This window comes from Mycolicibacterium chlorophenolicum (assembly GCF_001044235.1).
Taxonomy (GTDB): domain Bacteria; phylum Actinomycetota; class Actinomycetes; order Mycobacteriales; family Mycobacteriaceae; genus Mycobacterium; species Mycobacterium chlorophenolicum.
The window spans coordinates 74,789-99,559 of the sequence record NZ_JYNL01000020.1 but is presented as its reverse complement, the minus strand read 5'-3'; the positions used below and the strand labels follow the sequence as shown (position 1 = coordinate 99,559).

Below are 24,771 nucleotides of genomic sequence, written 5' to 3'. Positions count from 1 at the left end.
CCCTAGTGCGCAACGCACTGGGGACGCAGGGGTCATCCCACCGGCAGCGGATTCGACCCTGCGATTTCGGTGACGGACACCGGCGGTCTACCATCGCCTGTAGTAGATGCCGTGCTGGACGGGCTCCGGCGAGAAGGAGTTGGTTGCGTGAGGATCCGCGAAGGCCACCTCGTCGGGGATTCGGCCGACGCGAAGGCTCACGGCCTCCGCACCACGCTGCTGGGCTACCTGGGGCTGACCAAGCCGCGCGTGATCGAGCTGCTGCTCGTCACCACGATTCCCGCGATGCTGCTGGCCCACCGCGGCAGCGTGGATCCGCTGCTGATCCTGAACACGATGTTCGGCGGCCTGCTGGCCGCCGCTGGCGCGAACACCCTCAACTGCGTCGCTGATGCCGACATCGACAAGGTGATGAAGCGCACCGAGGGCCGGGCGTTGGCGCGGGCGACCGTGCCGCGCAGCCATGCGCTGGTGTTCGGGCTGGCACTGTCGGTCGGATCGTTCTTCTGGCTGTGGTGGACCACCAACATGCTGTCGGCGCACCTGGCCGGCGCCACGATCGCGTTCTACGTGCTGGTGTACACGCTCCTGCTGAAGCGCCGGACCTCGCAGAACGTCGTGTGGGGCGGGGCCGCCGGCTGCATGCCGGTGATGATCGGCTGGTCGGCGGTGACCGGCACGATCCAGTGGCCGGCCCTGGTGATGTTCCTGATCATCTTCTTCTGGACTCCGCCGCACACCTGGGCGCTGGCGATGCGCTACAAGGAGGACTACAAGGCGGCCGGTGTGCCGATGCTGCCTGCGGTGGCCACCGAGCAGCAGGTCACCAAGCAGATCCTGATCTACACCTGGCTGACCGTCATCGCGACGCTGGCGCTGGCCCTGGCCACCGGATGGCTGTACGCGTCGGTGGCGATCCTGGCGGGCACCTGGTTCCTGGTGATGGCCCACCAGCTGTACGCCGGCGTGCGGCGCGGCGAGCCGGTCAAGCCGCTGCGACTGTTCCTGCAGTCGAACAACTACCTGGCCGTCGTGTTCTGCGCGCTGGCCGTCGACTCGGCGCTGAACCTGCCGACGCTGCTGCACCTCTAGACCGTGTCCGTCCACGTTTCGCCGGACAACTTCATCCGTGCGGAGAGCGACGTCTACTTCGGCAACATCGTCGGCGCCGCCGGACTGGGGCAGTTCGTCCACTTCCGCGACTTCGGGCCACTGGACGATCAGCTCGTGGTGCGGCAGAACCGCGACACGCTGTACTCCGCCGCGGTGTTCGACCTCGACGCCGGGCCGGTGACAGTCACCCTTCCCGACGCCGGTGGCCGGTTCATGGCCATGCAGGTGATCACCGAGGACCAGTACGTCCCCGAGGTGGTCTACACCGCGGGCCGGCACACCGTCGACAGGCAGGAGATCGGCACCCGCTACGTGATGCTCGCCGTCCGCATCCTCGTCGATCCCAGTGACCCCGAAGATCTCGACGCTGTGCACGCGCTGCAGGACGCCCTCACGGTCGACCAGATCGCCCCGGGCCGCTTCGAGGTCCCCGAGTGGGATCCCGACAGCCAGAAGCAGGTCCGCGACGCGCTCCTGACGCTGTTCTCGACGCTGCCCGACTCGAAAGGCATGTTCGGCCGGGAGGGCGACGTCGACCCGGTCCGACGGCTGATCGGCGCGGCGGCGGCCTGGGGCGGCAACCCCGAACGCGACGCGCTGTATCTCACCGTGAACCCGGCGGCCAACGACGGGACGACGGTGCACCGGCTGACGGTCGGTGATGTACCCGTCGACGGCTTCTGGTCGATCACCGTGTACAACGCCGAGGGCTACTTCACCGCGAATCCCGCGAACGCGTACTCGGTCAACAACATCACGGCCGTCCCAGACCCCGATGGCACGGTGACGGTGCAGTTCGGCGGCTGCGACGGCGTCGCCACCAACTGTCTGCCCGTCACTGCCGGCTGGAATTATCTGGTGCGCCTGTACCGTCCGCGCCCCGAGGTGTTGGACGGGACGTGGACGTTCCCGGCAGCCGAACCGGTCTAGGGGACGAGCACCACCGAACCGACCGTCTTGCGGCCCTGCAGGTCGCGGTGCGCCTGCTCGGCGTCGCGCAGGTCGTACCGGTTGCTCACCGTCACCGTCAGCGTGCCGTCGGCGATCGCGGTCAACAACTCGCCTGCGCGCCAAGAGAATTCGTCGGGCGTGCGGGTGTGATGCGCAAGGTTCGGCCGGGTCAGGAACACCGAGCCCGCGGCGTTGAGCCGCTGCGGATCGAACGGCGGCACCGGCCCGCTGGCCGCGCCGAACAACGCCAGGGTGCCGCGCACCGCGAGGCTGGCCAGACTCGCCTCGAACGTCGACGCGCCGACACCGTCGTACACGGCCGCTACGCCGTTGCCGTCGGTCAGCTCGCGGATGCGGGCGCCGAAGGCCTGCGGATCGTCCGGGTAGTCGAGCACCTCGACCGCGCCGGCCTGCCGCGACAATTCGGCCTTGTCCGGGGTGGAGACCGTCGTGATCACCGACGTCGCCAGGCTGGTCGCCCACTGCGTCAGGATCAGCCCGACGCCCCCGGCGCCGGCGTGCACCAGCACGGTGTCGCCCTGCTGGATCGGGTACGTCGACTTGATCAGGTAGTGCGCCGTCATCCCCTTCAGCAGCGCCGAGGCGGCGACCTCGGGCGCCACCCCCTCGGGGACGTAGGCGACGAAATCCGCGGGCGCCACGCAGTACTCGGCGTAGGCCCCCTGGGCCTGGGCGGTGACGACGCGGTCGCCGACGTTCAGCGCCGCCACCTCGTCGCCGACCGCCTCGATGGTGCCGCAGACCTCGGTGCCGACGACGAACGGCAGCTCACGCGGATACAGGCCCGAGCGGAAGTACGTGTCGATGAAGTTGACGCCGATCGCCTCGGCCTTGATCAGCACCTCGCCCGGTCCGGGAGCGGGCTGCGGCTTCTCGACGTAGGACAGGACTTCTGGCCCGCCGGTCTCGGCGACTTCGATGGCGTACATAGGTACCCATCATGCCTTCCTCGGTAGCATCGGTCCGGCCATGAAGCTCGCGCGTCCGGACGTCTTCCACCCCCGCATCGTGCTGGCCGGCTGCCCGGCGCTGCCCGAGGGCGACGGCGATGACGCGGGGTTGGTGGAGGCGCTGCGCGCACGAGGTCTGCATCCGCGCTGGCTGTCCTGGGACGACCCCGCGACGCTGCGTGCCGACCTGGTGATCCTGCGGGCGACGTGGGACTACACCGAGCGGCTCGAGGAGTTCCTCGCCTGGACGCGGCGGGTGCCGCACCTGCTCAACCCGCCGGCGGTCGTGGCGTGGAACACCGACAAGCACTACCTGGCCGACCTGGCCGCCGCCGGCGTGCCGACGGTGCCGAGCGGGTTCTTCGCTCCGGGCGAGCGGGCGCACATCCCGGACGGGGAGGTGGTGGTGAAGCCGGCTGTCGGCGCGGGATCGGTGGGCGCGTTGCGCTTTCGGGACGCCGACGCGGCACGCGCGCACGCCGCCGCGCTGCAGAGCGAGGGTCAGACCGCGCTGGTGCAGCCGTTCGATCCGCGGGTGGCCGACGGCGAGACCGCGCTCGTGTTCCTCCGCGGGGAGCAGTCGCACGCGTTCACCAAGGGGCCGATGCTGCCCGCGCCGGGGCAGGCGCCGGTGTTCGACGAGTCGGGCACCTACGCCGAGGAACGGCTCCGACCCGCCGATCCGGATTTCGAGCTGTGGGACCTCGGGCACGCGGCGCTGGCCGCTGCGGCCGGGCATCTGGGCATCCGGGTCAGCGATCTGCTGTACGCACGCGTGGACGTGCTCGGCGACGCCGCGGCCCCGGCCGTGCTCGAGCTCGAACTGGTCGAGCCGTCACTGGGTTGGCGGCAGCTCGACCGCACCGCCCGGGCCCGGCAGCAGCGCCTCTTCGCCCTCGGTGTCGAGTCGGCGCTCGAGGAGTTCGGGCTGGGCCCGTTCGCGCATCGACGCCCATAGCGCGGCCGTCGCCGCGGTACAGGCCGCCGCCCCCGCGACGTGGAAGGCCACCAGGACGGCGGGCACCCCGGCGTTGAACTGCACCGCACCGAGCAGGCCCTGCGCGACGACCAGCGCCACCAGGACGCCGAGCCGCCGCAGCACCGGCCGCGACGTGCGGGCCGCGACCAGACCGAACGCCAGCCCGATCAGCAGCGCCAGATACGCCACCAGCAGCGACGAGTGCAGGTGCACGAGCGTGGTGATCTCGACCTGCAGGCGCGGCACCGGCCGCTCGACGCTCTTGTCGCCGGCGTGCGGGCCCGCGCCGGTGACCATCGTTCCGGTGACCAGGACGGCCGACAGTGTGACGCCGCACAGCGCGGTCAACTGGCGCAACGGTTTCGGCGCCCGTCGCACAGGTACCCCGTCGTCCGGTTGCCCGATCTTGACGTAGAGCAGCACCGCCAGCCACACCATCGCCATCGACACGAGCAGGTGCACGGCCACGGTCCACCACAGCAGCCCGGTGAGCACGGTGATGCCCCCGATGACGGCCTGCAGCACCGTCGACGCCGGCATCAGCCACGCGTAGATCAGCACCTCGCGGCGGCGGCGGGCCCGGGTGACCGCGAGCACGGCGGCGGCCGCGGTCAGCACGACGAGGAACGTGATCAACCGGTTGCCGAACTCGACGGCCTGGTGGATGACGGGCACCTCGGCGTGCGGCACCGGCGTGAAACTTCCGGGGAAGCACTGCGGCCAGGTCGGGCAGCCCAGCCCGGAGGCGGTGACGCGGACGATGGCCCCGGTGACGGCGATGCCGCCCTGGGTCAGGATCACGGCCGCGGCGACGATGCGCTGCACCCGCAGGCTGGGTTCGGGGAGCAGGTCGACGAGCCGCAGGAAAATTCGTCCGACGGGCACGTGTCGATGGTAGAGCCCGGCGAACTACCGCTCGTAGTAGGGGCTCAGGTGAAGCGGAACCAGCGCAGCGCGCACAGGGCGGCGACCGCCCCCCAGACCGCCAGCACCGCGAGGCCGAACCAGTCCACCGACAGCGTCATCGCCCGGGTCAGCGCCTCGGTCAGCGCACCCGACGGAGTCAGCCGCGCCACCCACCGGACGGCGCGCGGGACGACGGGGCCCTCCACGGTCAGCGCGCCCAGCCCGGCGAACACGAACCACATCAGGTTGGCGACCGCGAGCACGATCTCGGCTTTGAGCGTGCCGCCCAGCAGCAGACCCAGCGCGGCGAACACCGCCGTGCCCACTGCGATGATCACGGCGCCCAGCGCCAGCCCGGCCACCGCGGGCCGCCAGCCCAGCGCGACGCCGATCACGCCGAGCAGGATGGACTGCAGGAACACCACGGTCACGACGGCCAGCGACTTGCCGGCGATGATGCCCCACACGGGCAGTGCCGTGGCGCCGAGTCGCTTGAGCGCGCCGTAGCGGCGGTCGAACGCGACGGCGATCGCCTGGCCGGTGAAGGCGGTGGAGATGACGGCCAGCGCCATGATCGCGGGTGCGAACGTCGCTGCGCGGTCGGGGCCGAACGAGCCCAGCGGCAGCAGCGTCAGCCCGATCAGCAGCGTGATGGGGATGAACATCGTCAGCAGCAGCTGCTCGCCGTTGCGCAGCAGCAGCCGCAGCTCCAGCCCGTACTGCGCGGTCAGCATCCGCGGCACCGCGGCCGGGCGCGGATCGGGACGGAACGTGCCCGGCGCGAAGCGATTCGGCTGGGTCATTTGCGCAACTCCCGCCCCGTCAGTTCGAGGAAGACGTCCTCGAGGCTGCGCTGCTCGACCCGCATGTCGGTGGCCAGCACATCGAGCCGGGCGCACCACGCGGTGACGGTCGCCAGGACCTGCGGGTCGATGCGGCCCTCGACGAGGTACTCGCCCGGAGACGTCTCGGTGGCCCGGTAACTCTCCGGGAGCGCGGCGATCAGCAGCGACAGGTCGAGCATGCGGGGCGCACGGAACCGCAGCTGGTTCTCGGCGCCGTTGCGCATCAACTCCGTCGGGGTGCCGCTCGCGACGGCCGCGCCGCGGTCGATGATCAGGATGCGGTCGGCCAGTTCCTCGGCCTCGGTGAGCTGGTGGGTGGTCAGCACGACGGTGACGCCGTCGCGGCGCAGCGCGTCGATCAGCTCCCACACCACCAGGCGGGCGTGCGCGTCCATCCCGGCCGTCGGTTCGTCGAGGAACACCAGTTCGGGCCGTCCGACGACGGCGCACGCGAGCGCGAGCCGCTGCTGCTGGCCGCCGGAGAGCCGACGGTAGGTGGTGCGCGCCGAGTCGGTCAGGCCGAGCGTGTCGAGCAGCCACTTCGGATCCAGCGGGTTGGCCGCGTAGGAGGCGACGAGGTCGAGCATCTCGCCCGCGCGGGCGGCCGGATAGGCACCGCCGCCCTGCAGCATCACGCCGGTGCGCGCACGCACCGCGGCGTTGTCGGACACCGGATCCAGCCCCAGGATCTCGATCGTGCCGCCGTCGGGCCGCAGGAACCCTTCGCACATCTCGACCGTGGTGGTCTTCCCGGCCCCGTTCGGGCCGAGCAGGGCGAAGACTTCGGCGGGACCGACGTCGAGGTCGAGGTCGGACACCGCCACCGTCGAGCCGTACTGCTTGCGCACACCACGCAGCCGCACGGGGATCGACGAAGCGGGGTGGGGGGTCACGGAGATTCAGCGTAGGCGTCGGACTTCGCAGGCGGCGCGACCGGCTCGTCCACCCGGCCCGACGCCGCCTTCGGCACCGCCCGCCACGGCAGCCACCGGTAGGTCATCGCGATCAGGGCCAGCACGATCACGGTGCTGGCCAGCGTCGCCAGCACGATCTGGAACAGGGCGAACCGGTCGCCGTTGGCGGTGGGGCCGAAGATCCCGACGATCAGCGTGACCGCGATGACCGCGGCGCGGAATCCCGGCCGGGTGGCCCACGCGGCGAGCGGGATGATCGCCCACAGCAGGTACCAGGGCTGGACGACGGGGAACAGCAGCACGGTCACCCCGAGCGCGACGCCCAGGCCGCCGACCGGGTGCAGCCGGCCGCGCAGCACCGCGAACAGCAGCCAGGTGACGATGATCGCGATCAGGCTCACACCGATGGCACGGGTCAGCGCCAGGACGGCGGTGGTGTGGTCGCCGAGGCCGAGCAGGATGCCGACCTGCCCGGTGCCCAGCGCCAGCAGCGTCGGCGGCGACATCCAGCTGCGCACGACGTTCGCGGTGCCCAGCGTGAACAGCCAGCCGAACCCGAGGCCGCTGGCCCAGCCGATCAGCGCCATCACCGCCAGCGACACGGCGCCCAGCGCGCCGCCGGCGAGGAAGAACGCCTTCACGGTGCCGCCCCAGCGGTTCGCCAGCGCCATCGCGACGAACCCCAGCGCCAGCAGGCCCGGCAGCTTCACCTGCGAGGACATCGTGATCAGCACCGTGCCGGCCAGCAGCATGCCGGGGGCGTACCAGCGGCCGCGCGCGGCCACCGCCGAACTCGAGATCGCCGCGATGCCGCGCAGCGCGAACTCGGTTCCGGCGAGCATCAGCCCGAGCATCAGCGCCTCGTTGTGGATGCCGGCCACCAGGTGCATGAACAGCAGCGGGTTGGTCGCGCCCAGCCACAGCGCACTGACCTCGGCGACACCGCAGCGGCGTGCCAGCCGGGGCGTGGCCCAGACGATCAGGCCGACCCCCAGCAGCACCATGAGCCGGTGGAAGAGCACCGCCTCGACGATGTTCTCCCCGGTGATCGCCGAGATGCCGCGCCCGATCCACAGGAACAGCGGTCCGTACGGCGCGGGGGTCTCCCGCCACAGGCTCGGCACCGACAGCGTGAACACATGGTCGAGGCCCAGGCCGGGTGCCGGTCCCACCCGGTAGGGGTCGCTGCCCTGCAGCGAGATCTCGCTCTGCGCGAGGTAGGAGTAGACGTCCTTGCTGTACATCGGCGGCGCGATCAGCAGCGGCAGCGCCCACAGCAGCAGCGTGCGGTCGACCTGGCTGCGCGTCATCCGCCGCTTGCCCAGCGCGAAGCGGCCGAGCATCAGCCAGGCCAGCGTCATCATCACCGCGCCGGTGGTCGTCATGGTGAGTGAGACCGTCTGGATGCGGGACGGCAGGTTGAGCAGCCGGACCCCGAACGTGGGATCCTGGACCACGGGTCGTGCGCCGGCGCCCAGGGCGCCGATCGCCATCAGCACCGTGCCCGTCGCCCCGAACAGGCGGGTGCGGTGCAGCGCCACGACTTCGGCGTCGTCGAGGGGGCTGCCGACGGTCCGCTCATCGCCGTGCAGGCCGGCGATCGACGTGCTGAGCGAATGTCGGCGGGCTGCCACTCAGGCAGCGTAGCGGGCGGATATTCCCGCTCCTTCCGCCATCGCGGTGTGATGATCCCGACGGTGCCGATAAGGGTGGCCTTGGTGGACCCGTCCCCTGAATTGCGTCACACTGGTGTTGTGAAAATCCGTCCGGAGGGCACGACTGTGCCGTCGACGGCGCCTTCTGGGGCGCCCTCTACGGTGCCGCCGCATGCCGCCGACGGTGACACCAGGACGGCGATCGTCAAGTTGCTGCTGGAGTCGGGCCCGACGACGGCGGGCAGCATCGGCGAGCGCCTCGGGCTCTCGGCCGCCGGCGTACGCCGGCACCTCGACGCATTGATCGAGGCCGGTGACGCCCAGGCGAAGTCGGCCGCGGCGTGGCAGCAGGAGGGCCGCGGCAGGCCCGCCAAGCGCTACCAGCTCACCGCGGCCGGCCGCGCCAAACTCGAGCACACCTACGACGACCTGGCCTCGGCGGCCATGCGGGCGCTGCGCGAGATCGGCGGTGACGACGCGGTGCACACCTTCGCCCGCCGGCGCATCGACACGATCCTGGCCGGTGTCGAACCGGTCGCAGCCAGCGCGGGCCCCGACGACGTCGAAGCCGCGGCCGACCGGGTCGCCGACGCGTTCAGCCGCGCCGGATACGCCACGACGACCACCCAGGTGCGCGGACCGGTGCGCGGGGTGCAGATCTGTCAGCACCACTGCCCGGTCTCGCACGTCGCCGAGGAGTTCCCCGAACTCTGTGAAGCCGAACAGCAGGCGATGGCCGAGGTACTGGGTACCCATGTGCAGAGACTGGCGACCATCGTCAACGGCGACTGCGCCTGCACCACCCACGTCCCGCTGAACCCGACCGCATGACAGCCTCGGCGCACGGCCCGCGCCGAAGCCCCGACACGAACAAAAGGAGTGTGTCGCAATGACACTCACACCGGAGGTCAAGCCCGAGGCGTTGACCCAGGAGGAGGCCATCGCCTCCCTGGGCAAGTACGGCTACGGCTGGGCCGACTCCGACGTCGCGGGGGCCAGCGCGCAGCGCGGCCTGTCCGAGGCGGTCGTCCGGGACATCTCGGCGAAGAAGAGCGAGCCCGAGTGGATGCTCGACATCCGCCTCAAGGCGCTGCGCACCTTCGACAAGAAGCCGATGCCCAACTGGGGTTCCAACCTCGACGGCATCCACTTCGACAACATCAAGTACTTCGTGCGGTCCAGCGAGAAGCAGGCCGCCACATGGGACGACCTGCCCGCCGACATCAAGAACACCTACGACAGGCTCGGCATCCCCGAGGCGGAGAAGCAGCGCCTGGTCTCCGGTGTGGCCGCGCAGTACGAGTCCGAGGTCGTCTACCACTCGATCCGCGAGGATCTGGAGGCGCAGGGCGTCATCTTCCTGGACACCGACTCGGGTCTGCGCGAGCACCCGGAGCTGTTCCGGGAGTACTTCGGCACGGTGATCCCGGCCGGCGACAACAAGTTCTCGGCGCTGAACACCGCGGTGTGGTCGGGCGGCTCGTTCATCTACGTGCCGAAGGGTGTGCACGTCGACATCCCGCTGCAGGCCTACTTCCGGATCAACACCGAGAACATGGGCCAGTTCGAGCGCACGCTGATCATCGTCGACGAGGACGCCTACGTGCACTACGTCGAGGGCTGCACCGCGCCGATCTACAAGAGCGACTCGCTGCACAGCGCGGTCGTCGAGATCATCGTCAAGCCCGGCGGTCGCTGCCGTTACACCACGATCCAGAACTGGTCGAACAACGTCTACAACCTGGTGACCAAGCGGGCCCGCGCCGAGGCCGGCGCGACCATGGAATGGGTCGACGGCAACATCGGCTCCAAGGTCACGATGAAGTACCCGGCGGTGTGGATGACCGGTGAGCGCGCGAAGGGCGAGGTGCTGTCGGTGGCGTTCGCCGGCGAGGGCCAGCACCAGGACACCGGCGCCAAGATGCTGCACCTGGCGCCGAACACGTCGAGCAACATCGTGTCCAAGTCGGTGGCGCGCGGCGGTGGCCGGGCGTCCTACCGCGGCCTGGTCCAGGTCAACAAGGGTGCGCACGGGTCACGCTCGAGCGTCAAATGCGATGCGCTGCTGGTCGACACGATCAGCCGCAGCGACACCTACCCCTACGTCGACATCCGCGAGGACGACGTCACGATGGGCCACGAAGCCACCGTGTCCAAGGTCAGCGAGGATCAGATGTTCTATCTGATGAGCCGCGGGCTGACGGAGGACGAGGCGATGGCGATGGTCGTGCGCGGCTTCGTCGAGCCGATCGCCAAGGAGCTGCCGATGGAGTACGCGCTGGAGCTCAACCGGCTGATCGAGCTGCAGATGGAAGGCGCGGTCGGCTAGTGGCGGGCACGAATCTGACCGAGGCAGTGGAGGGTTCGGCACTGTCCGGGGCCAACAAGGGTGAGATCTTCACCTCGTTCGACGTGAATGCGTTCGAGGTGCCCGGCGGTCGCGACGAGATCTGGCGGTTCACGCCGCTCAAGCGGCTGCGCGGCCTGCACGACGGCTCGGCGGTCGCGACCGGCACCGCGACCATCGAGGTCGCCGCGCCCGACGACGTCCGCGTGGAGACCGTTGCGCGCGATGACGCCCGCCTCGGCGAGGCCGGTGCGCCGGCCGATCGGGTTGCCGCGCAGGCCTATTCGTCGTTCACCTCCGCGACGCTGATCGACGTCCCGAAGAACGCCGTGGTGCGCGACCCGATCGAGGTCACGATCACCGGCCCCGGCGAGGGGGAGACGGCATACGGGCACCTGCAGATCCGGGTCGGCGAGCTGGCCGAGGCCGTCGTCGTCATCGACCAGCGCGGGAGCGGAACCTACGCCGACAATGTCGAATTCGTCGTCGGCGACGCGGCGACGCTGCGCGTCGTGTGGATCGCCGACTGGGCCGACGACGTCGTGCACGTCAGCACCCACCACGCGGCGCTGGGCCGCGACGCCGTGCTGCGCCACGCCGCGGTCACCCTCGGCGGTGACGTCGTCCGGATGACCGGCCGCGTCCGCTACACCGCGCCCGGCGGCGATGCCGAACTGCTGGGGCTGTACTTCGCCGACGACGGCCAGCATCTCGAATCCCGGCTGCTGGTCGACCACGCTCAGCCGAACTGCCGCTCCAACGTCATGTACAAGGGTGCGCTGCAAGGCGATCCGGAGTCGCGTAAACCCGACACCCACACCGTCTGGGTGGGCGACGTGCTGATCCGGGCCGAGGCCGCCGGCACCGACACCTTCGAGGTCAACCGCAATCTGGTGCTGACCGACGGGGCCCGGGCCGACTCCGTGCCCAACCTCGAGATCGAGACGGGCGAGATCGTCGGCGCCGGACACGCCAGCGCCACCGGTCGTTTCGACGACGAGCAACTGTTCTATCTGCGTGCGCGCGGCATCCCGGAGGACCAGGCCCGGCGCCTGGTGGTCCGCGGCTTCTTCAACGAGATCATCGCCAAGATCGCCGTGCCGACCGTCCGCGACCGTCTGACCGAAGCCATCGAACGAGAACTGGCCATCACCGAAGCGAGAAGTAACTGAACATGACCACTCTGGACATCAAAGACCTGCACGTCTCGGTGATCACCCCCGAGGGCGAGGAGATCCCGATCCTCAAGGGCGTCAACCTGACCGTGAACTCGGGGGAGACGCATGCGGTGATGGGGCCCAACGGCTCGGGCAAGTCGACGCTGTCGTACGCCATCGCCGGCCACCCGAAGTACACCGTCACCTCCGGATCGATCACGCTCGACGGCGAGGACGTGCTCGAGATGAGTGTCGACGAGCGGGCCCGCGCCGGTCTATTCCTGGCCATGCAGTACCCCGTCGAGGTGCCCGGCGTCTCGATGTCGAACTTCCTGCGCACCGCCGCCACCGCCGTGCGCGGCGAGGCCCCGAAACTGCGGCACTGGGTCAAGGAGGTCAAGGGCGCGATGACCGACCTCGGCATCGACCCGGCCTTCGGGGAACGCAGCGTCAACGAGGGCTTCTCGGGCGGTGAGAAGAAGCGCCACGAGATCCTGCAGCTCGGGCTGCTCAAGCCGAAGATCGCGATCCTCGACGAGACCGATTCCGGTCTGGACGTCGACGCGCTGCGCGTGGTCAGCGAGGGTGTGAACCGGTACGCCGAGGCCGAGGACGCCGGCGTGCTGCTGATCACGCACTACACCCGGATCCTGCGCTACATCCGGCCCCAGTTCGTGCACGTGTTCGTGGGCGGCCGCATCATCGAGTCCGGTGGCCCGGAACTGGCCGACGAACTCGAGGAGAACGGCTACGAGCGCTTCGCTCAGGCCGCCGCCGCCGGAGCCTGACATGACGGTCGCGCGGACGCTGGACCTCAGCGCGATCAGGGCGGATTTCCCGATCCTGCAGCGGGTGATGCGCGGCGGACAACAACTCGCCTACCTCGACTCCGGGGCGACGTCGCAGAAGCCGCTGGCCGTGCTCGACGCCGAGCGGGAGTTCCTGCTCACCTCCAACGGCGCGGTGCACCGCGGCGCGCACCAGTTGATGGAGGAGGCGACCGACGCCTACGAGCAGGGCCGTGAGGACATCGCGGCGTTCATCGGCGCCGACGCCGACGAACTGGTGTTCACCAAGAACGCCACCGAAGCCATCAACCTGGTCGCCTATGCGTTGGCGGACAAGCGGTTCGACCGCGCGGTCGGTCCCGGGGACGTCATCGTCACCACCGAGATCGAGCACCACGCGAACCTGGTGCCCTGGCAGGAACTCGCTCAGCGCACGGGTGCGACGCTGCGCTGGTACGGCGTCATTTCCGAGGGGCCTGAAGCGGGCCGCATCGACCTCGACTCGCTCGAGCTCGACGAGCGCGTGAAAATCGTTGCCTTCAGCCATCATTCGAACGTCACCGGCGCGGTGGCGCCGGTCGCCGAACTGGTGGCGCGGGCCCGCTCGGTCGGAGCGCTGGTGCTGCTCGACGCCTGCCAGTCCGTCCCGCATCAGCCCGTCGACGTCCACGCCCTCGACGTCGACTTCGCGGCGTTCTCCGGCCACAAGATGCTGGGGCCCACCGGTATCGGCGTGCTGTACGGCAAGCGGGCGCTGCTCGAGGCGATGCCGCCGTTCCTGACCGGCGGCTCGATGATCGAGACCGTGACCATGGAGGCCACGACGTTCGCGCCGGCCCCGCAGCGTTTCGAGGCGGGCACGCCGATGACGTCGCAGGTGGTCGGGTTGGCTGCCGCCGCCCGTTACCTCGACGCGCTCGGGATGCCCGCGGTCGAGCAGCACGAACGTGAGCTCGTCGCCGCCGCGCTGGCCGGGCTCTCGGAGATCGAGGGCGTCCGGATCATCGGCCCGGCGTCGATGACCGACCGCGGGTCGCCGGTGTCGTTCGTGGTCGACGGCGTGCACGCCCACGACGTCGGGCAGGTGCTCGACGACGACGGGGTCGCGGTGCGCGTCGGGCACCACTGCGCATGGCCGCTGCACCGCCGGTTCGGCATCGCGGCGACCGCGCGGGCGTCGTTCGCGGTGTACAACACCGCCGACGAGGTGGACCGGCTGGTCGCCGGGGTCCGGCGGGCGGTGGAGTTCTTCGGGTGAGGCTCGAGCAGATCTACCAGGAAGTGATCCTGGACCACTACAAGCACCCGCACCACCGCGGCCTGCGGGAACCGTTCGCCGCAGAGGTGCACCACGTGAACCCCACGTGCGGCGACGAGGTCACCCTGCGGGTGGCGTTGTCCGAGGACGGGGAGACCGTCACCGACATCTCCTACGACGGGCAGGGCTGCTCCATCAGCCAGGCGTCGACGTCGGTGCTGACCGACCAGGTGATCGGGCAGACCGTCGGGGATGCGCTCAAGACGGTCGCGGCGTTCTCCGAGATGGTGTCGTCGCGGGGCAGGATCGACGGCGACGAGGACGTGATCGGCGACGGTATCGCGTTCGCCGGTGTCGCCAAGTACCCGGCGCGGGTGAAGTGCGCGCTGCTGGGGTGGACGGCGTTCAAGGCAGCACTGGCCCAGGCGCACGGGCCTGACGAGACTTCTGTGGAGGAGAACTGATGAGTGACGGTGCAGTGGCCAACGAGGAATTCCTGGCCGATCTCGAAGAGGCGATGCGTGACGTGGTCGACCCCGAACTCGGCATCAATGTCGTCGACCTCGGGCTGGTCTACGGCCTGAACGTCGAGAAGGGTGACGGGGGCGACGTGGCGCTGATCGACATGACGCTGACCTCGGCGGCCTGCCCGCTGACCGACGTCATCGAAGATCAGTCCCGCACGGCGCTCGTCGGAGCCGGGCTGGTCAACGACATCAAGATCAACTGGGTGTGGAACCCGCCGTGGGGTCCGGACAAGATCACCGAGGACGGCCGCGAGCAGTTGCGGGCCCTGGGCTTCACCGTCTGAGCTCGCGTTCGTCGAGTAGCCGGGCGAGCTCGAGCAGATCGGCGGCGACCACGGTCGGCTGCGGAAGCGCGGGCACCGGGAGCAGGGCGTTGCCGCGGCGGGCGACGAAGGCGCCCTCCATCCCCGCGCTCTGCGCCCCGATCGTGTCCCATACGTGCGCGGCCACCATCATGCAGTCACCGGGCGGCACGCCCAGGGCCGCGGCGACGTCGACATACAACCGGGTGGCCGGCTTGAACGTCGCGAAGGCGTCGACACTGAACTGCCGCTCGACGTACCCGCCCAGACCCGCCCGGTCGAGCGGGGTGGGCGCACCGTCGACCGGCGGCGAATTCGTCAGGGTCACCAGCCGGTGGCCACGGTCACGCAGCTGTGCCAGGCCGGCGGCGACGTCGGGATGTGCCGGCATCGACCGCAGCGCCTCGCCGACCCGCCGCGAGTCGTCGTCGGTGACCTTCACGCCGTGGACCGTGCCGACCATCTCGAGGACGCCGCGGCCGAGGGTGAAGAAGTCGACGTAGGAGCCGGCCAGGGTCGCCGTCATCGAGTAGGTGATCAACTGCGCGAACCACTCGCGCAGCACCTGCCCGTCGCCGAAGATCTCCGCGAACGCCGGCGTCAGCGTCTCGATGTCGAGCAGGGTCTCGTTGACGTCGAAGATCAGCAGCGCAGGTTTCGGCATGGGATTCATCATCTGCCGAGCTCCGCACCGGGCTTCGTGTAACGCTCGAGGCGGATCAGCGCACTGCATCTCGACGGCACCTACGGCGACAGGAGCGCACGATGAGCGATCCCGATCTCGACTTCAGTAGTCTGCGTGCGGTGTTCATCAACTGCACCCTCAAGCGGTCGCCCGAGATCAGCAACACCGACGGCCTGGTGCGCATCAGCACCGCGATCATGGAGAAGCACGGTGTCGCCGTCGACGTGGTGCGTGCCGTGGACCACGACATCGCCACCGGCGTGTGGCCCGACATGCGTGAGCACGGCTGGGCCACCGACGACTGGCCGGCGATCTTCGACAAGGTGCTCGCGGCCGACATCCTGGTTCTGGCCGGCCCGATCTGGTTGGGCGACAACAGTTCGGTGATGAAGAAGGTGCACGAGCGGCTCTACGGCGGCTCGCACCTGCTCAACGACGCGGGCCAGTACCTCTACTACGGCCGGGTCGGTGGGTGCCTGATCACCGGCAACGAGGACGGCGTCAAGCACTGCGCCCAGAATGTGCTGTACACGCTGCAGCACATCGGCTACACCATCCCCCCGCAGGCCGATGCCGGGTGGATCGGCGAGGCCGGTCCCGGGCCGTCATACCTCGACCCCGGCTCCGGCGGGCCGGAGAACGACTTCACCAACCGCAACACCACATTCATGACGTGGAACCTGATGCACCTCGCCCGGCTGCTGAAGTCGTCGGGTGGGGTGCCGGCGTACGGCAACATCCGTTCGGGGTGGGACGCAGGCTGCCGGTACGACTTCGCCAACCCCGAGTATCGCTGATCCGTCGTGGCGACTTGCCTGACGATGTCAGGCAATCAACGGGCTGGGCGATCCCGGGATGGCGACCTGGGACTTCCGCGGAATAGGCCGTGCCGAGCAATTTCCTCGATCTATGCTGCAAAAGACAATAGCGACATCCGTCAATTGCGCCGTAAATGACGTCTGCCCTTTTTGCCGAATGAATTGACGCGAAAAGACGCGCTCACCCACGTCCTTGGTTACCGTTTGCTGTGCATGCACCGCTGCGCGGCGGCACGCGAGTTGAACTGCACGGCAGTTTATTCGCGGTGTTCGCTGATCGCGGGGGCACATGTGTCGATTTCCTGCTTTGCCTTTCGTCAAATGTCTCACTGAGGGAAATGGATTCGGTGATGCACTGCACCCAGCGAAGCGCCCCGACGATTGTCAGCGGCAAACATCTTCTCGCCGGCGGCTTCATCGCCGCGGCACTCATGGCCGGCGGCGTGGCAGGTGCGGCGTGCGCCGCGGCCAGCCCCGCCGATGCGGATGCCGACACCTCGCAGACCTCCGCTTCGTCCGCTTCGTCGGCCGGGTCGACGACCGAGGCCGCCGACCGCCCCGACACGTCCACGAAGGAGGATGACCGCGACTCCGGTGAGCGTGGCCGCGACACCGAGTCGCAGGATTCCGAGAACACCGACGCGGCCGAATCCGCGCCTCGGGACAGCACGGAGGACGTCGACGCGGCCGACGCGGCGCCCGAGGACACCCGGCCCGCCCGTCACGAGCGCACCCGCCGCGCCGAACGCGTCCGCGCCGCCGTCGCCGACACGTCCGAACCCGTCGTCCGTCGTAGCGCGCGCCGCACCGAACCGGAGCCCGCACCCGCCGCCGCGAAGGCCGTGACCACCACCCTGGCCACCGCCCCGGGCGCCACCGCCACCGCCACCGCGACCGCGACCGCCTCCGATCCGGTGCTGGTCGCGGCCGCCAACAGCACCCGGGTCACCGTCGGATCGATGATCGTCGACTCGCTGTACTCGATGGGTATCCGGAGCAGCCGGATGGGCACCACCTGGCTCGACATCCCGGTCTCCCAGGCGACCGCCGACCGGTGGCTGGTCAAGAGGAAACGGATCTACCGCGACGTCGTCGTCACCACGCCGTCGCAGCCGAGACTGCTGTGGGAGACGAACTTCAGCAGCCGGGAGGAGGCTCTCAAGTACTGGGGGATGCAGACCGGCCGCTGGGGTCAGTCCGCGGGGGAGAACCAGTACTACACCGACGGCAACAACATGACCGTCGACGCCGACGGCAACCTGGTGATCACCGCGCGCCGCGAGCCCGCCCCGGACGGGCTCGGCGCGCCGTACAACTACACCTCAGCGCGCGTGGTCACCTACGGCAAGCAATCGATCGGCGTCGGCACCCGCGTCGAGGCCCGCATCAAGATGCCGGTCGACCAGGGGCTGCTGCCGGCGTTCTGGTCGGTCGGCCTGGAACCGGGACACGAATTCGACTGGCCCCGGCAGGGCGAGATCGACATCGCGGAGGTGCCCGGTTTCGGCACGCCCGAGGCCGCCCGCATGTGGACCGGCAACATCCACGGCCCGTCGAAGGCGAACAACACCGTCGATGTCAAGCTCAACGGCGTCGACGCCGACCTGGGAGTCGACCTGTCCGCCGACTTCCACGTCTACGGCATGGACTGGTACGCCGATCGCATCACCTGGCGGGTGGACGGCGTCGAGGTGGGCAGCGTCACCAAGGCGCAGTACGAGGCGCTCGGCGGTGACTGGACACCGTTCTCCGGCCAGTGGCAGCACTACCTGATCCTCAACGTGGCCGTCGGCAACCCCTGGACCGGCGACCCGAGCGCGTCGGCGCCCCTGAACGCCGAGATGAAGGTCGACTGGGTGCGCGCCTACCAGCTCTGAGTCGGGGGAACACAGGTCGCCGGCGCCGCGTTGAAGACTGCGTGGCTACGAAAGACATCACCGCCGAAGAGTTCAACACCACCATCAACGACAACGAGATCGTGCTGGTCGATTTCTGGGCGTCGTGGTGCGGGCCGTGTCGGGCGTTCGCCCCGACCTTCAAGGCGTCGTCGGAGAAGCACCCCGACGTCGTGTATGCGAAGGTCGACACCGAGGCCGAGCAGCAGCTCGCCGCCGCGGCGGACATCCGCTCCATCCCCACGCTGATGGCGTTCAAGAAGGGCAAGCTGGTGTTCAACCAGGCCGGTGCCCTGCCGCCCGCGGCGCTGGAAGACCTCGTGCAGAAGGTCAAGGAGTTCGACATCGACGCGGCGATCGCCGCGCAGGACGACAGCCAGGGCTGACCCCCGCTCGCGCGCCCGATACCGTGCAGGCGTGAGCGCGCGCGAACAGTTCGTCCTCGTCGACAGGCCCCGGCCGCACGTCGCGCTGGTGACGCTGAACCGCCCCGAGCGGATGAACTCCATGGCCTTCGACGTCATGCTGCCGCTGCGCGACGCGCTCCGCGCGCTCACCCACGACAACGATGTGCGCGCGGTGGTGCTCACCGGCGCCGGTCGCGGCTTCTCCTCGGGCGCGGACCACAAGTCCGCCGGATCCGTTCCGCACGTCGACGGCCTGACCCGGCCCACGTTCGGGCTGCGGTCGATGGAAGTCCTCGACGACGTCATCCTGGGCATGCGCAAGATGCACCAACCGGTCATCGCGGCTGTCAACGGCGCTGCCATCGGCGGTGGTCTGTGCCTGGCACTGGCGGCCGACATCCGCGTCGCCGCCGCCGACGCCTACTTCCGGGCCGCGGGTATCAACAACGGCCTCACGGCCAGCGAACTGGGCCTCAGCTATCTGCTGCCGCGGGCCATCGGATCCTCGCGGGCCTTCGAGATCATGCTGACCGGCCGCGACGTCAGCGCCGAGGAGGCCGAGCGCATCGGGCTGGTGTCGCGCCGGGTCTCGCCCGGGGAGCTGCTCGACACCTGCTACGACATCGCCGAGCGGATCGCGGCGTTCTCCCGGCCCGGAACCGAGCTGACCAAGCGCACGCTGTGGAGTGGGCTCGACGCCGGTTCGCTGGAAGCGCACATGCAGGCCGAAGGTCTTGGACAGCTCTACGTCCGGCTGCTGACCAGCAACTTCGAGGAAGCGGTCGCGGCACGCAAGGAGAACCGCCCCGCGGTCTTCACCGACGACAAGTAACCGATTGGCCACAGGGCCGCTGCTGCCATTAGCCTTTGAGGTCAGCCGCGGCATGGGGTTTCGCCATGCCCTCGTTCTTTTCAGGAGCTTCAGCGTGATCACCGCAACGGACCTCGAGGTCCGCGCCGGAGCGCGCACGCTGCTCGCGATCGAGGGCGCGGCGCTGCGCGTGCAACCCGGTGACCGCATCGGCCTGGTCGGCCGCAACGGTGCCGGCAAGACCACCACGATGCGCATCCTCGCCGGTGAGGGCGAACCGTATGCCGGGTCGATCAGCCGCTCCGGTGAGATCGGGTACCTGCCGCAGGATCCCAAAGAGGGTGACCTCGACCAGCTGGCCCGGGACCGGGTGCTGTCAGCGCGCGGCCTGGACACGCTGCTGTCGGATCTGGAGAAGCAGCAGGCGCTGATGGCCGAGGTCGCCGACGACGCGGCCCGGGACAAGGCTGTGCGCCGGTACGGCCAGCTCGAGGAGCGCTTCGCCGCGCTGGGCGGATACGCGGCCGAGAGCGAGGCGGGCCGGATCTGCGCCAGCCTCGGCCTGCCCGACCGCGTCCTGACCCAGCCGCTGCGCACCCTCTCGGGTGGGCAGCGCCGCCGCGTCGAGCTCGCGCGGATCCTGTTCGCCGCGTCGGACACCGGCTCGGGGTCGGACACCACGCTGCTCCTGGACGAGCCCACCAACCACCTCGACGCCGACTCGATCGGCTGGCTGCGCACCTTCCTGCAGAACCACGCCGGTGGCCTCGTGGTGATCAGCCACGACGTCAGCCTGCTCGCCGACGTCGTGAACCGGGTGTGGTTTCTCGACGCGGTCCGCGGCGAGGTCGACGTCTACAACATGGGCTGGCAGAAGTATCTCGACGCCCGCGCCACCGACGAGCAGCGTCGCCGACGCGAGCGCGCCAACGCCGAGAAGAAGGCGGGGGCACTGCGCGCCCAGGCGGCCAAGATGGGCGCGAAGGCCACCAAAGCCGTTGCCGCGCAGAACATGTTGCGTCGCGCCGAGCGGATGATCGCCGAGCTGGACGACGAGCGGGTGGCCGACAAGGTGGCGCGGATCAAGTTCCCGACGCCGGCCCCGTGCGGCAAGACGCCGCTGATCGCCAAGGGTCTGACCAAGACCTACGGCTCGCTGGAGATCTTCACCGGTCTGGACCTGGCGATCGACCGCGGGTCGCGCGTCGTCGTGCTCGGGCTCAACGGCGCCGGCAAGACCACGCTGCTGCGCCTGCTCGCCGGCGTGGAGAAGCCGGACGCCGGCGGTCTGGAACCCGGGCACGGGCTCAAGATCGGCTACTTCGCCCAGGAGCACGACACCCTCGACAACATGGCCTCGGTGTGGGAGAACATCCGCCACGCCGCCCCGGACACCGGCGAGCAGGACCTGCGCGGCCTGCTGGGCGCGTTCATGTTCAGCGGCCCCCAACTCGAGCAACCCGCGGGCACGCTGTCCGGTGGCGAGAAGACCCGGCTGGCGCTGGCCGGTCTGGTCGCGTCCACGGCCAACGTGCTGCTGCTCGACGAGCCGACCAACAACCTGGACCCCGCCTCGCGCGAGCAGGTGCTCGACGCGCTGCGCAGCTACGCCGGCGCCGTGGTGCTGGTGACCCACGATCCCGGCGCGGCCGAGGCCCTGGAACCGCAGCGGGTGGTCCTGCTGCCCGACGGCACCGAGGACTTCTGGTCCGACGAGTATCGGGAACTGATCGAGCTGGCCTGATCGGGTTCAACGCTTCCGACGCTGGGTATGCGACTGCTGCACAGCGCGGGAGGGCGTCAATGAAGAAGAACGGCAAAGACAGGGATCAGCTCATCACCGAGCTCCGCAGCGCCTACGAGGGGGGAGCCAGCATCCGGACTCTGGTGGCCTCGACCGGCCATTCCTACGGTTCGGTGCACAGCATGCTCCGCGAGTCGGGCACGACCATGCGCAGCCGGGGCGGGCCCAACCATCGCGGCAGGCGCTGACTCAGCGCTGGCGGACCGAGTCCTCGACCAGATCCAGGACGGCGCCGAGCCGTTCTGGATCGTCGCCGGACGCCAGGCGCGCCACCAGCCCGTCCAGCACCAGTTCCAGGTAGGTCCGCAGCACCTCGCCGGGCACGTCGTCGCGGAGACGCCCGGCCTGCTTCTGCCTGCGCAGCCGCTCTGCCGTGGCGGCTGACAGCTCCGCGGACCGTTCCGACCAGCCCCGGCTGAACGCCGGGTCGTTGCGCAGCTTGCGGGCGATCTCCAACCGCGTTGCCAGCCAATCGAACTGATCGGGCGCGGCCAGCATGTCCCGCATCACCTGGATCAAGCCCTCGCGCGCCGCCACATCGGCCATCCGCTCCGCGTCCTCACGCGCCAGTTCGAAGAACAGCGTGTCCTTGTCGCGGAAGTGGTGGAAGATGGCGCCGCGCGAGAGCCCGATCGTCTGCTCGAGCCTCCGCACGGTAGCCCGGTCGTACCCGTACTCGGCGAAGCACCGCCGGGCGCCGTCGAGGATCTGACGACGCCGCGCCGCCAGATGATCGTCGGTGACCCGGGGCACGTGTCAGGACTTCAGCATGTTGCGCAGCACGTACTGCAGGATGCCGCCGTTGCGGTAGTAGTCCGCCTCACCGGGGGTGTCGATGCGCACGACCGCGTCGAACTCGACCGCGTCGCCACCGTCCTTCGAGGCCTTCACATGCACCGTCTTCGGCGTCTTCCCGTCGTTGAGCGCCTCGATCCCGGTGATCTCGAACGTCTCGGTGCCGTCGAGCTTCAGCGACGCCGCCGACTCCCCCTCGGGGAACTGCAGCGGGATCACGCCCATACCGATGAGGTTCGAGCGGTGGATCCGTTCGAACGACTCGGTGATGACGGCCCGCACGCCCAGCAGGCTGGTGCCCTTGGCTGCCCAGTCGCGCGACGAGCCCGAGCCGTACTCCTTGCCGCCGAGCACCACCAGCGGGATGTTCTGCGCGGCGTAGTTCTGCGCAGCGTCGTAGATGAACGCCTGCTCGCCACCGTTGGTGAAGTCGCGGGTGTACCCGCCCGAGACGTCGTCGAGCAGCTGGTTGCGCAGCCGGATGTTGGCGAACGTGCCGCGGATCATCACCTCGTGGTTGCCACGCCGGGAGCCGTAGGAGTTGTAGTCCTTCTTCTCCACGCCGTGCGACTCCAGATACTGCGCGGCCGGCGTTCCCGGCTTGATGCTGCCGGCGGGGGAGATGTGGTCGGTGGTCACCGAATCGCCCAGCAGCGCAAGCACCCTGGCGCCGTGGATGTCGGTCACCGGCTCCGGCTCGGCGGGCATGCCGTCGAAGTACGGAGGCTTGCGCACGTAGGTCGAGTCCTGGTCCCACTCGAACGTGTCACCGCTGGGCGTCGGCAGATTGCGCCAGCGCTCGTCGCCCTTGAACACATCGGAGTAGTTCTTGACGAACATCTCGGTGTTGATCGCGCCGGCGATGGTGTCGTTGATGTCCTGCTGTGTGGGCCAGATGTCCTTGAGGAACACGTCGTTGCCGGACTCGTCCTGGCCGAGCGGCTCGGTCTCGAAGTCGAAGTCCATGGTGCCCGCCAGCGCGTAGGCGATCACCAGCGGCGGGGACGCCAGGTAGTTCATCTTCACGTCGGGGTTGATGCGGCCCTCGAAGTTGCGGTTGCCCGACAGCACCGCGGTCACCGACAGGTCGTTGTCGTTGATCGCCTTGCTGATCTCGTCGGGCAGCGGGCCGCTGTTGCCGATGCACGTGGTGCAGCCGTAACCGACCAGGAAGAAGCCCAGCTTCTCCAGATACGGCCACAGACCGGCCTTCTCGTAGTAGTCGGTGACCACCTGCGATCCGGGCGCCATCGTGGTCTTGACCCACGGCTTGCTGGTCAGCCCCTTGTCGACGGCGTTCTTGGCGAGCAGCGCGGCACCGATCATCACCTCCGGGTTGGAGGTGTTGGTGCACGAGGTGATCGCGGCGATGACGACCGCGCCGTGGTCGAGGATGCAGTCGCCGCGCTCGGCGGACTCCACCTTCACCGGCTTGGTCGGCCGGCCCTCGGCGCCCTTGGCGGCCGAGTGCAGCGGCACCGCGCCCTCATCGGCGAACGACAGCGACACCGGGTCGCTGGCGGGGAAGGTCTCGTCGACGGCCTCGTCGACGTTGGTGCGCACCGACTCCTCTTCCTCGCCGCCGACGTAGTTGTGAATGTCCTTGCGGAACGCCGACTTCGCGTCGTCGAGAGCGATGCGGTCCTGCGGACGCTTCGGGCCCGCGATGGAGGGGACCACGTCGGACAGGTCGAGTTCGATGTACTCGGAGAACTTCGGCTCGCGGCTCGGGTCGTGCCACATGCCCTGCGCCTTGGCGTAGGCCTCGACCAGCGCGAGCTGCTGATCACTGCGGCCGGTCATCCGCAGGTAGTCGATGGTCACCTCGTCGATCGGGAAGATCGCTGCGGTGGAACCGAATTCGGGGCTCATGTTGCCGAGGGTGGCGCGGTTGGCCAGCGGCACCTCGGCCACGCCCTCGCCGTAGAACTCGACGAACTTGCCGACCACACCGTGCTTGCGCAGCATCTCGGTGACGGTCAGCACCACGTCGGTCGCCGTCACGCCGGCGCGCCGCTCACCGGTCAGCTTGAAGCCGACCACGCGGGGGATCAGCATCGACACCGGCTGGCCCAGCATCGCGGCCTCGGCCTCGATGCCGCCCACGCCCCAGCCCAGCACGCCCAGGCCGTTCTCCATCGTGGTGTGGCTGTCGGTGCCGACACAGGTGTCCGGGTAGGCCACCCCGTCGCGGTCCATCACGACGCTGGCCAGGTACTCGATGTTGACCTGGTGCACGATGCCGGTGCCGGGGGGCACGACCTTGAAGTCGTTGAACGCGCCCTGACCCCAGCGCAGGAACTGGTACCGCTCACCGTTGCGCTCGTATTCGATCTCGACGTTGCGCTCGAAGGCGTTCGCGGTGCCGAACAGGTCGGCGATCACGGAGTGGTCGATCACCAGATCCGCCGGAGCCAGTGGGTTCACCTTCTGCGGGTCGCCGCCCAGATCGCCCACGGCCTCGCGCATCGTGGCCAGGTCGACGATGCACGGCACGCCGGTGAAGTCCTGCATGATCACCCGCGCCGGGGTGAACTGGATCTCGATGCTGGGGTCGGCCGACGGATCCCAGCTCGCGATGGCGTCGATGTGGTCCTTGGTGATGTTGGAGCCGTCCTCGGTGCGCAGCAGGTTCTCGGCGAGGACTTTGAGGCTGTAGGGCAGCTTCTCGGTGCCGGGTACGGCGTCCAGACGGTAGATCTCGTAGCTGCGGTCTCCGACCTCGAGCGTGTCTTTCGCTCCGAACGAGTTCACGGATGAATTCTTGCTGCTCACATCAACTCCCGGCTTGAATCAGCGCCGCGACGGGCTGTGTCGGCGGCGTTTGTCACCTTAACAGTACG

23 protein-coding genes are annotated in these 24,771 nt (G+C 69.3%); 15 read left to right on the top strand and 8 right to left on the bottom strand.

The window, feature by feature from the left end; all coding sequences use genetic code 11:
• Positions 1-147: 147 nt before the first annotated feature.
• Complete coding sequence (locus tag MCHLDSM_RS08495) at positions 148-1,092, top strand: heme o synthase (RefSeq protein WP_048469686.1); 945 nt, start codon at positions 148-150, stop codon at positions 1,090-1,092.
• Between the two features lie 3 nt (positions 1,093-1,095).
• Complete coding sequence (locus MCHLDSM_RS08490; RefSeq protein ID WP_048469685.1) at positions 1,096-2,043, top strand: DUF1254 domain-containing protein; 948 nt, start codon at positions 1,096-1,098, stop codon at positions 2,041-2,043.
• On the opposite strand, the gene MCHLDSM_RS08485 is transcribed toward MCHLDSM_RS08490, so the two are convergent.
• The 5 genes from MCHLDSM_RS08485 to mptB form a co-directional block, all read right to left on the bottom strand.
• On the bottom strand, positions 2,040-3,014 hold the full coding sequence (locus tag MCHLDSM_RS08485) for a quinone oxidoreductase family protein (protein WP_048469684.1): 975 nt from the start codon (positions 3,012-3,014) through the stop codon (positions 2,040-2,042). The two genes, MCHLDSM_RS08490 and MCHLDSM_RS08485, sit on opposite strands and share 4 nt — an antisense overlap.
• 856 nt (positions 3,015-3,870) lie before the next feature.
• Positions 3,871-4,899: a COX15/CtaA family protein gene (locus tag MCHLDSM_RS08480; protein WP_048469683.1), complete on the bottom strand. Its 1,029-nt coding sequence runs from the start codon at positions 4,897-4,899 to the stop codon at positions 3,871-3,873.
• Positions 4,900-4,943: 44 nt separating this feature from the next.
• Entirely contained in the window at positions 4,944-5,723 is a 780-nt protein-coding gene (locus MCHLDSM_RS08475) for an ABC transporter permease (RefSeq protein WP_048469682.1), read from the bottom strand.
• Positions 5,720-6,658 (bottom strand): ABC transporter ATP-binding protein, encoded by a 939-nt coding sequence (locus MCHLDSM_RS08470; RefSeq protein ID WP_197044850.1) that lies wholly within the window; start codon positions 6,656-6,658, stop codon positions 5,720-5,722. The genes MCHLDSM_RS08475 and MCHLDSM_RS08470 overlap by 4 nt, the downstream gene beginning before the upstream one ends.
• Positions 6,655-8,313: a polyprenol phosphomannose-dependent alpha 1,6 mannosyltransferase MptB gene (mptB, locus tag MCHLDSM_RS08465; RefSeq protein ID WP_048469680.1), complete on the bottom strand. Its 1,659-nt coding sequence runs from the start codon at positions 8,311-8,313 to the stop codon at positions 6,655-6,657. The genes MCHLDSM_RS08470 and mptB overlap by 4 nt, the downstream gene beginning before the upstream one ends.
• A 51-nt stretch (positions 8,314-8,364) precedes the next feature.
• Here mptB and MCHLDSM_RS08460 point away from each other — a divergent pair, with 51 nt between their 5' ends.
• Genes MCHLDSM_RS08460 through MCHLDSM_RS08430 form a run of 7 tightly spaced genes read left to right on the top strand, consistent with a single transcriptional unit; the run spans position 8,365 to position 14,695 of the window.
• A complete protein-coding gene (locus MCHLDSM_RS08460) occupies positions 8,365-9,165 on the top strand; it encodes a helix-turn-helix transcriptional regulator (protein ID WP_048470237.1) in 801 nt (266 codons plus the stop codon).
• 58 nt (positions 9,166-9,223) lie between these two features.
• Positions 9,224-10,663, top strand: a complete 1,440-nt coding sequence (gene sufB, locus MCHLDSM_RS08455) for a Fe-S cluster assembly protein SufB (RefSeq protein WP_048469679.1) — start codon at positions 9,224-9,226, stop codon at positions 10,661-10,663.
• A complete protein-coding gene (gene sufD / locus MCHLDSM_RS08450) occupies positions 10,663-11,853 on the top strand; it encodes a Fe-S cluster assembly protein SufD (RefSeq protein WP_048469678.1) in 1,191 nt (396 codons plus the stop codon). The genes sufB and sufD overlap by 1 nt, the downstream gene beginning before the upstream one ends.
• Before the next feature lie 2 nt (positions 11,854-11,855).
• Complete coding sequence (sufC, locus tag MCHLDSM_RS08445) at positions 11,856-12,626, top strand: Fe-S cluster assembly ATPase SufC (protein ID WP_048469677.1); 771 nt, start codon at positions 11,856-11,858, stop codon at positions 12,624-12,626.
• Between the two features lies 1 nt (position 12,627).
• Positions 12,628-13,884, top strand: a complete 1,257-nt coding sequence (locus MCHLDSM_RS08440) for a cysteine desulfurase (protein WP_048469676.1) — start codon at positions 12,628-12,630, stop codon at positions 13,882-13,884.
• Complete coding sequence (gene sufU / locus MCHLDSM_RS08435) at positions 13,881-14,348, top strand: Fe-S cluster assembly sulfur transfer protein SufU (RefSeq protein ID WP_048469675.1); 468 nt, start codon at positions 13,881-13,883, stop codon at positions 14,346-14,348. Before MCHLDSM_RS08440 ends, sufU begins: the two co-directional genes overlap by 4 nt.
• Entirely contained in the window at positions 14,348-14,695 is a 348-nt protein-coding gene (locus MCHLDSM_RS08430; protein WP_048469674.1) for a metal-sulfur cluster assembly factor, read from the top strand. Before sufU ends, MCHLDSM_RS08430 begins: the two co-directional genes overlap by 1 nt.
• Here the strand turns inward: MCHLDSM_RS08430 and MCHLDSM_RS08425 are convergent.
• Positions 14,685-15,377, bottom strand: a complete 693-nt coding sequence (locus MCHLDSM_RS08425; protein WP_048469673.1) for a haloacid dehalogenase type II — start codon at positions 15,375-15,377, stop codon at positions 14,685-14,687. The genes MCHLDSM_RS08430 and MCHLDSM_RS08425 overlap by 11 nt on opposite strands.
• A 101-nt stretch (positions 15,378-15,478) precedes the next feature.
• On the opposite strand from MCHLDSM_RS08425, the gene MCHLDSM_RS08420 reads away from it, so the two are divergent.
• The 6 genes from MCHLDSM_RS08420 (at position 15,479) to MCHLDSM_RS08395 (ending at position 21,321) form a co-directional block, all read left to right on the top strand.
• Positions 15,479-16,195 (top strand): flavodoxin family protein, encoded by a 717-nt coding sequence (locus MCHLDSM_RS08420; RefSeq protein ID WP_048469672.1) that lies wholly within the window; start codon positions 15,479-15,481, stop codon positions 16,193-16,195.
• Positions 16,196-16,554: 359 nt separating this feature from the next.
• Positions 16,555-18,093 carry a glycoside hydrolase family 16 protein gene (locus MCHLDSM_RS39165; protein WP_234713931.1) on the top strand — a complete coding sequence of 513 codons (1,539 nt, stop codon included), beginning with the start codon at positions 16,555-16,557 and terminating at the stop codon, positions 18,091-18,093.
• Between the two features lie 41 nt (positions 18,094-18,134).
• Complete coding sequence (trxA, locus tag MCHLDSM_RS08410; protein ID WP_048417882.1) at positions 18,135-18,497, top strand: thioredoxin; 363 nt, start codon at positions 18,135-18,137, stop codon at positions 18,495-18,497.
• Positions 18,498-18,528: 31 nt separating this feature from the next.
• Complete coding sequence (locus MCHLDSM_RS08405) at positions 18,529-19,350, top strand: enoyl-CoA hydratase (RefSeq protein WP_048469671.1); 822 nt, start codon at positions 18,529-18,531, stop codon at positions 19,348-19,350.
• Positions 19,351-19,444: 94 nt separating this feature from the next.
• Entirely contained in the window at positions 19,445-21,073 is a 1,629-nt protein-coding gene (locus MCHLDSM_RS08400) for an ABC-F family ATP-binding cassette domain-containing protein (RefSeq protein WP_048417884.1), read from the top strand.
• A gap of 59 nt (positions 21,074-21,132) precedes the next feature.
• Positions 21,133-21,321, top strand: a complete 189-nt coding sequence (locus MCHLDSM_RS08395) for a helix-turn-helix domain-containing protein (RefSeq protein ID WP_048417885.1) — start codon at positions 21,133-21,135, stop codon at positions 21,319-21,321.
• A 1-nt stretch (position 21,322) separates the two neighbouring features.
• On the opposite strand, the gene MCHLDSM_RS08390 is transcribed toward MCHLDSM_RS08395, so the two are convergent.
• Together MCHLDSM_RS08390 and acnA are read right to left on the bottom strand one after the other, a co-directional pair.
• The gene (locus MCHLDSM_RS08390; RefSeq protein ID WP_048469670.1) at positions 21,323-21,886 is read right to left on the bottom strand and encodes a TetR/AcrR family transcriptional regulator; all 564 of its coding nucleotides are present in this window, start codon (positions 21,884-21,886) and stop codon (positions 21,323-21,325) included.
• Positions 21,887-21,889: 3 nt separating this feature from the next.
• The gene (acnA, locus tag MCHLDSM_RS08385) at positions 21,890-24,703 is read right to left on the bottom strand and encodes an aconitate hydratase AcnA (protein WP_048469669.1); all 2,814 of its coding nucleotides are present in this window, start codon (positions 24,701-24,703) and stop codon (positions 21,890-21,892) included.
• Positions 24,704-24,771: the final 68 nt, after the last annotated feature.